Here is a 209-nt window from a genome sequence, read left to right as displayed (position 1 = left end):
ACAAAAAGAAATACACGTTCGTAGACATATTGAATTGACAGCCGTTCCGATGAAAATCGGAACAAATAAAATAAGAGTAATAGAATCGTAAGATTTGAAAAGAACCACTAGAGAACACATCGCAATATAATATAAAAAATATACGATGAAGAGTTTGATCCTGGCTCAGGATGAACGCTAGCGGCAGGCTTAACACATGCAAGTCGAGG

Annotated in this window: 1 rRNA gene; it reads left to right on the top strand. The window is 36.8% G+C overall.

The features are described from left to right. Positions 1–142 precede the first annotated feature (142 nt). A 16S ribosomal RNA gene (locus tag KHA98_RS22850) occupies positions 143–209 on the top strand; the annotation flags it as partial.

It is taken from the genome of Flavobacterium branchiicola (assembly GCF_018383905.1).
Lineage (GTDB): Bacteria > Bacteroidota > Bacteroidia > Flavobacteriales > Flavobacteriaceae > Flavobacterium > Flavobacterium branchiicola.
This window is presented reverse-complemented; position numbering and strand designations above follow the sequence as displayed.